Consider the following 7,497-nt stretch of genomic DNA (forward strand, 5'->3'; position numbering starts at 1 on the left):
AGCGGCTAGCCGCGTCCCCGGCCGTCAAACCCAAGGTCATCCGAAGGGGTGTACCCCGGTTTTGCCAGGCCACTCACGCGCAATCATCGCCTTGTGAACACAGAGTCGCCGAGGCCCGTCGCGGCCGTCGTGGCGCTCGTCGCGGCCGCGTGCTGCGCGTGCGGCGCCCAGCCCGCGGAGCCACCGGACCTGGCCGCCGCCGCCCTCAGCGCGGCCGCCTCGCCGCCGCCACCGTCCACGGAGTCGTCCTCCGCCGCGCCTGACCCGGCCGCCGTGAAGGCGAACGAGCTGGGGCAGGTGCCGATCCTCATGTACCACCGGCTCGTGGAGCAGCCCACGTCGGTGTACGACCGGACGCCCGCCGCGTTCCGCGCCGAGCTGGAACGGCTCGCCGCCGAGGGGTACGTGCCGGTGACGACCGCCGAGTACGCGACCGGCCGCATCGACATCCCGGCCGGCGCGCACCCCGTCGTCCTCACGTTCGACGACGGCGACGCGACCCAGTTCGCGCTCGGCCCGGACGGCCGGCCGGCGCCGGGCACCGCGATCGCGATCCTGCTCGACGTGGCCGCGAAGCACCCCGGCTTCCGCCCCGTCGCCAGCCTCTACGTCAACGCCGGCCCGTTCGGCTCGCCGGACGGCGCCGCGCTGCGGTGGCTGCGCGACCACGGGTTCGAGATCGGCAACCACACCCGCGACCACACCAACCTGGCCCAGGCGGGCGACCATCAGGTGCAGGAGGCGATCGCGCTCGGCCAGCGCGAGATCCAGAAGGCCGTCCCGGACTACCGCGTGTCGAGCCTCGCGCTGCCGTTCGGCGCGGTGCCCACGAACGCGTCGCTGGCGTTGCGCGGGGCGTTCGACGGCACGTCGTACGAGTACGCGTGCGTGCTGATGGTCGGCGCCGGCCCGGCGCTGTCCCCGTACCGCGCCGACTTCGACCCGGGCGCCACGCCGCGCATCCGGTCGCAGGACGCGACCGGCGACGAGGCCCGGTACGGGTCGACGGTCTGGCTCGACCAGCTCGCCGCCGCACCGGACCAGCGGTACACGTCCGACGGCGTGGTCGACCGGATCTCGTACCCGACGTCGGCCGGCGCGGCCCCCGCCCTCCGCTTCGCGGACCGCGCCGTCGCCTACTGACCCGTGCTCAGGCGGTCGCCCGGGCGTGGTTGCGAAGCGCCACGGCGGCCCGTTCGAGGCTGCCCAGGACGCCGGGCGGCAGCTCGTGGTGGCGGCCGACGACCTCCTGCGCCATCACCTGCATCGGCGCGGACTCCTCGGCCTCCACGACCGCGAGCACCTTGAACGCCGTGCCCGGCGGGAACACGACCCGTTCCTGCAGGACGCTGCCGAACGAGTCGACCACGGACACCTGCCGGCCGGTCACCGACCAGAGCAGGAACTCGACCCGCCCGTCGACCGGCACCGCCGGACCGGCCACGGTGCTGAGCAGGCCGCGTTCGACCAGCACGTCACCCGTGCGGAACCGGCGCGCGTCGCCCCAGCACACCGTCACGCCCTGGTGCGTCGGCAGCCGGCGCAGACCCGACACCACCGCCGCCGCGTAGGGCCACAGGCGGCCGAGCTTGCCCGACCGCAGGGCCTCGACCACGATCTCCTCGTCGTGCTGCAGGCACGCCGACACCGCCGCCAGGTCCGTGACCACGGCCTCGAACGCCTCGGGGTCGTCCGGGCGTTCCGCGATGTGCCGGCACGCCACCGCCGCGTGCGTCCCGTACCGCTCGCCGAGCATCCGGCGCACGGCGTCGCGTTCCTGCTCGGTGCTGCTGTGGTCGGGCGGGACGACCTCGTCGCCGACCTGCTCGCCCCACACCGGCGCGGGCGAGTCGGGCAGCGGCCCGTCCACGCTGAGCGGCACCGGCTCGTCCACCGTCACGCGGGGCGGCTCCTCCTCGGCCACCGGCGGCCGGGGCATCGGCGTCGGGTCGCAGAACACGACCTTCAGCAGGCGGCGCACCTCCGGCTCCAGCCGTTCGACCAGCGACGCGCCCGCCACGGCGACCGCGCCCGCGGTCGTGCGGCCGGGCGTGCCGACGGTCAGCCGCGCCCACTCCGGGTCCACGGGCAGGGACCGGACCTCGGGACCGTTGTCCTCGGCGTCGCGCACCCAGAGCCCGGACGGCACGACCTCCAGCACGACGCCGCCCCCCAGGTCGAAGATCCCGGGGCCGCGCTCGACCAGGTTCGGCACCGGGACGCGGTAGCCCGAGACGACCGGCACGCCCGCCGGGGAGTACCGCACCTCCGTCACGTACGGCCGCCACGTCTGCTGGCCGCGCGGGTTCACCGCCACGACGGCCGCGCCGGTGCGCAGCGACCCCACCGGCAGGCCCGTGTACAGGGAGATCGGCTCGCCGAGCTGGTCGGCGACCGCCTGCGCCTGGTGCTCCCCGCCGTACCAGACGAGCCGGACCCGCGACCGCGCCGCCGAGGGCAGGCCGCCGAGCAGCCGGCACACCTCGTCGATCGGGATGGCGGGCTGGCCCGGTCCGCCGATGACGACGGTCAGCACGTTGTCGCGGCACGGCAGCCCGACGACCGCCCGCACGTCCGGCGCCTGCAGGTCGAACGGGGCGCGTTGCGCGCGCAGCCACACGCCGGCCGGGATCGGCTCGGAGATGCCGACGTCGCCGGTCGGCCACGGGGTGTTCGGGTCGACGGCCTCCCAGTTCGGGACCGGGAAGCGGCGGCCCATCGGCGTGGGGGAGGCGCCGGGCAGGAAGCGCAGCCAGCAGCCGTAGCCGCCGTTGCCCGCGACGAACGCCGCGCCGGGCACGGTGGTGACCGCGCCGTCCGGCGCGACGACCTCGGCCTGGAGCTGTTCGGCGAGCCACTGGGCGGGCGCGGTCGGCCGCATCGAGCCGGAGTGGGACGTCATCAGGCGCACCGGGCCGCGACCGTGCAGCGCGGTGGCCACGGCGGGCCAGAAGGCGGTCTCGTCGCCGTTCGGCGGGTCGATCACGACGACCGTCCGGCCGCGGTCGACGGGCAGGCTGCGGCCCAGGGCGATCGCGGCCTGGCTCGGGCCGCCCGGTGGGCCGACGACCAGCGTCGCGCCCGCGAACGAGGCGGAGAACTGGGCGGTGGGTGCGGGCGGCGGCGGGGGAGGGGGCGCCGCCGGCGCGGGTTCGAGCTCGGCCACGGGTTCCACCAGCGGGGCACGCTCCTTCGGTGCGGCACGTCGGAACATCAAGGCGACCGATCACCTCCAGGCACGACAGCGCGAGGGACGGCAGCACTCTACGCGGACCCAGTCCGGACGAGGTCCGGCCCACCTGCCGGGACGGTCCACTGTGGACCCGACAAGGGCGCCCACCAGCGCCCCGAACGCCACGTGGTCGGCCCACTGCCCCCATCGAGGCAATGCCCGGACCGCCGGCGCCCGCCGCCCGACCACCTCCAAGTCGATCACCGCGATCGCCAGGCCGGCCAGCGCGCCCCGCCGGGCGTCCAACGGCCACCGCTGGTCGACCAGCGCCAGCACCCCGGTCCACCAGCCCGACACGACCAGGTGCACCACCAGCCCCCGCACCACCCCCGTCCCGCCCGCCAACGTCGCCGCGGCACGGGTGGACCGCACCACGTCATCCCCCATCACCACCGCGTGCACGGTGGAAGGCACCCCACCCCCCCACCGCCCCGACCACCCAGGCCAGCGCCAACCGCCCCAAGCCCCGCCGCCGGACCGCACCCACCCAAGCCCGCCACCACACCGCCCGAACCCGCAGAGCCAACCCCGCCACCACCTCACCGCCCGCCGCCGCCCACTGCCGCCTGCTTCACTGCCCGCCGCCGCCCGGCTCGCCGCCCGCCCCGACCCCTGCCCCGCGCCTCGGGTGACCGCACCGAACGCCCGGTCAACGCCGCATCGACCGCGCCCAGATCCGCAGTGCTGACGCTGCCCCCCGCTCCCAGGCCGGCCAGACCGACCCGGTGCCGGCCCGGTCAGACCGGCCTGGCGCCAGCCCGGCCATGCCGATCCGGTGCCGACCCGGCCACCTCCGTCATGCCGACACGGTCGTGCCGACACGCACGGCCTAACCGCACGCAGCGCCCTACCTTTGCGCGGCCCGCCCGCTCCGCCTCACCCCCCGCGCAGCCCAGCGCCTGCCGTGCGCCCTCCCGCGCGCCCTCCGCACGTCCTGCGAGAACCCGGCCCGGCCCTCCCAGGTGCGCGCGACGACGTGACCATGGTTATATCTTCGAACTTGTGTTCGACTCCGGCAAGATCACGATAGGATGAACCAGCCGAGGACGTGCGTTGACGTGTGCGGTCGACCGGGCGGCTCCCGCTGTCGGGTGGTCCACCGGGCAGCGCGCCCGACGCCTCCCGGACCTCGGGCACCGGGCCGGGCTCGCGCGTTCCTCGGTTACCGTGAACCCGCTCGACGCACGCCACGACCTGGGGAGAACGACCCGGTGACCGCTGAGATCCTGTACGGGGCCGACGACCTGACCCACCTGGAGGGTCTGGAGGCGGTACGCAAGCGCCCCGGCATGTACATCGGGTCCACCGACAGCAGGGGCATCAACCACCTGTTCGCCGAGGTGGTGGACAACTCGACCGACGAGGGCGTGGCGGGCCACGCCACCAAGGTCGTGGTCACCCTGCACGCCGACGGCAGCGTCCAGGTCGACGACGACGGTCGGGGCATCCCCACCGGCACGCACGCGAAGTCGGGCCTCTCGGGCGTCGAGCTCGTGCTGACCCGGCTGCACGCGGGCGGCAAGTTCGGCGGCTCCGGCTACAAGACCTCGGGCGGCCTGCACGGCGTCGGCGCGTCCGCCGTCAACGCCCTCTCCCACCGCTTCGACGTCGTCGTGCGCCGCGAGGGCAAGACGCACGAGATGTCGTTCGCCCACGGCGTCCCCGGCGTGTTCGACGGCCCCGGCCCCAAGGCCGCCTTCACCCGCCAGTCGGGCCTGCGCGTCACCGGCCGCACGAAGCGCACCGGCACGTCGATCCGCTACTGGTACGACGCCCGCTACTTCGAGAACGGCGCCGCGCTCGACGTCGAGGGCGTCCGCACGAAGTTGCGCAACACCGCGTTCCTGGTGCCCGGCGTCACCTACGTCCTCCGCGTCGCCACCGACGACTCGATCTCCGAGGAGACGTTCCACTACCCGGGCGGCCTGGTCGACATGGTCGAGCACCTCGCCCCGTCGAGCGAGAAGCCGGTGTCCGGCACGCTCCTCGTCACGGGCACCGGGGTCTACCACGAGAACGCGGCCGACGAGAACGGCGTCATGCGGTCCAAGGTGGAACGCCACGCCGAGGTCGAGATCGCGTTGCGCTGGGGCACCGGCTACGAGCGCACGGTCGAGTGCTTCACGAACACGATCCGCAACGTGCACGGCGGCACGCACCGCCGGGGCTTCGAGCGCGCCGTGCTGAAGTCCGTCCAGGACGCGATCGGCCGTACCAGGGGCCTGCTGAAGCCCAAGGAGGACCCGCCGATCCTGGACGACGTCCTGGAGGGCATGACGGCGGTCGTCCACGTCCGCATCCCGGAGCCCCAGTTCACGTCGCAGACCAAGGACGAGCTGTCGACGGCGGGCATCACCAAGGTCATCCTCGGCATCGTCGAGAAGCACATCAAGGCGTGGACGGAGGACCGCCGCACGAAGGCGGAGGCCAAGGTCGTCCTGCAGAAGGTCGTGGACGCCGCCCGCGTCCGCCTCACCCAGAAGCACCAGAAGGACGCCGCGCGCCGCAAGACGGCCCTCGAAGGCGCCGCGATGCCGCCGAAGCTGGTCGACTGCCGCTCGACCGGCGTGGCGCGCAGCGAGCTGTTCCTCGTGGAGGGTGACAGCGCGCTCGGCTCGGCCCGCATGGCCCGCGTGTCGGAGTACCAGGCTCTCCTGCCGCTGCGCGGCAAGATCCTCAACGTGCAGAAGGCCAGCCTCGCCGACACCCTGCGCAACGCCGAGATCGCCAGCATCGTGCAGGTCCTCGGGGCGGGCACCGGGCGGACGTTCGACCTCGCCACGATGCGCTACGGCCGCGTGATCCTGATGGCCGACGCGGACGTCGACGGCTCGCACATCCGGACCCTGCTGATCACCCTGTTCGCCAAGTACATGCGGCCGGTGATCGAGGACGGCCGGCTGTTCGCCGCGATGCCGCCGCTGCACAAGGTGATGACCAAGGGCCGCAACCCGGAGACGCACTTCACCTTCAGCCAGCGCGAGATGGAGCAGAAGGTCGCGAGGCTGGAGAAGGCGGGCAAGACGGTGGTCAAGCCGGTGCCCCGGTTCAAGGGCCTCGGCGAGATGAACGCGGACGAGTTGTGGGAGACCACGATGAACCCCGCGACCCGCTCGGTGCGCCGCATCACCATGCACGACGCCGAGGCCGCGGAAGCCGCGCTGGAGCTGCTGATGGGCGAGAAGGTCGAGCCGCGCCGGGCGTGGCTCGTCGAGTCGGCCGCCCGGGTCGACCAGTCCGCGATCGACGTCTGAGACGCCTGACAAGAGGGAACGACCGACCATGGCACGCCGCAAGACCCCCACGACCAGGGTCGACCCGTCCGCCTTCGACCGCGCGGGCGCCCAGGTCTTCGACAACTCGCTCACCACCGAGATCGAGGACTCGTACCTGGAGTACGCCTACTCGGTGATCCACTCGCGGGCCCTGCCGGACGCGCGGGACGGCCTCAAGCCGGTGCACCGCCGCATCCTGTTCTCGATGAACGAGCAGGGCTACCGCCCTACCAGCCCGTACGTGAAGTCCTCGCGCGTGGTCGGCGACTGCTTCGTCCGCGGCGCGCTCGTCTCCACCCCGGAAGGGCTGCGGCCGATCGAGGAGATCGAGCCGGGCGACCTCGTCCTGGACGGGCGGGGCGAGCCGGTCCCGGTCACCGCCGTGTACCGGAACCCGGTGTCCGAGCTGGTCCGCGTCACCTGGTCGGACGGCCACTCGATGCTGGTCACGCCCGGCCAGCGGTTCCGCACCGGCGACGACCCCGCCGACTGGACCGACGCGAGCTGGACCGCCGCCCGCGACCTCGTCGGCACGCGCACGGCCGGCTTCGGCGCGGAGCGCCACGCGAACCTCCTCGCCGACGGCGACACGTCCGGTTTCGTGCTCGGCCTCGTCGCGGGCGCGGGCGACGTGCTGGCCGACGGCCGGGTGCGGCTGGAGCTGGCCGACGTCGACCCGATCGACGTGGCGCACGGCTGGGCCATCGCGCACGACGTGACGGTGTCGCGCGACAAGGTCGAGACCGCCGAGCGCCACCGCCACACCCTCACGTTCGACCGCCACCCCGGCCTGACGGCGGCGGCGACGTCCGACCGGCTCGACGCCGTGCTGCGCGACCGCTCGGCGTGGACGCCGTTCCTCGCGGGCCTGTTCCTCGCGGTCGGGCACGTCCGCGACGGCCGCGAGATCGTGCTGCCCGGCGGCGAGGCCGAGTACGCCGTGCTGGCCGACGCGGGCCGGCGCGACCGCCGCGACGTCGGCGCCCTCCG

The 7,497-nt window shown here is 74.2% G+C and carries 5 protein-coding genes; 3 read left to right on the forward strand and 2 right to left on the reverse strand.

The window, feature by feature from the left end; translation table 11 throughout:
• The first annotated feature begins 93 nt into the window (after positions 1–93).
• Positions 94–1,143 carry a polysaccharide deacetylase family protein gene (locus ACFQ3T_RS14360; RefSeq protein ID WP_380723741.1) on the forward strand — a complete coding sequence of 350 codons (1,050 nt, stop codon included), beginning with the start codon at positions 94–96 and terminating at the stop codon, positions 1,141–1,143.
• Between the two features lie 7 nt (positions 1,144–1,150).
• On the opposite strand, the gene ACFQ3T_RS14365 is transcribed toward ACFQ3T_RS14360, so the two are convergent.
• Both ACFQ3T_RS14365 and ACFQ3T_RS14370 read right to left on the reverse strand, forming a co-directional pair.
• Positions 1,151–3,166, reverse strand: coding sequence for a hypothetical protein (locus ACFQ3T_RS14365; RefSeq protein WP_380723742.1), 2,016 nt, complete (start codon positions 3,164–3,166; stop codon positions 1,151–1,153).
• Positions 3,167–3,226: 60 nt separating this feature from the next.
• Positions 3,227–3,625, reverse strand: a complete 399-nt coding sequence (locus ACFQ3T_RS14370; RefSeq protein ID WP_380723743.1) for a hypothetical protein — start codon at positions 3,623–3,625, stop codon at positions 3,227–3,229.
• A gap of 818 nt (positions 3,626–4,443) precedes the next feature.
• Between ACFQ3T_RS14370 and ACFQ3T_RS14375 the strand changes: the two genes are divergently transcribed.
• Together ACFQ3T_RS14375 and ACFQ3T_RS14380 are read left to right on the forward strand one after the other, a co-directional pair.
• Positions 4,444–6,486 (forward strand): DNA gyrase/topoisomerase IV subunit B, encoded by a 2,043-nt coding sequence (locus ACFQ3T_RS14375; protein WP_380723744.1) that lies wholly within the window; start codon positions 4,444–4,446, stop codon positions 6,484–6,486.
• Between the two features lie 28 nt (positions 6,487–6,514).
• A partial coding sequence (locus tag ACFQ3T_RS14380; RefSeq protein ID WP_380723745.1) for a DNA gyrase subunit A occupies positions 6,515–7,497 on the forward strand: 983 nt, incomplete at its 3' end.

The sequence above is a fragment of the Saccharothrix hoggarensis genome (genome assembly GCF_042678885.1).
Classification (GTDB): domain Bacteria; phylum Actinomycetota; class Actinomycetes; order Mycobacteriales; family Pseudonocardiaceae; genus Actinosynnema; species Actinosynnema hoggarensis.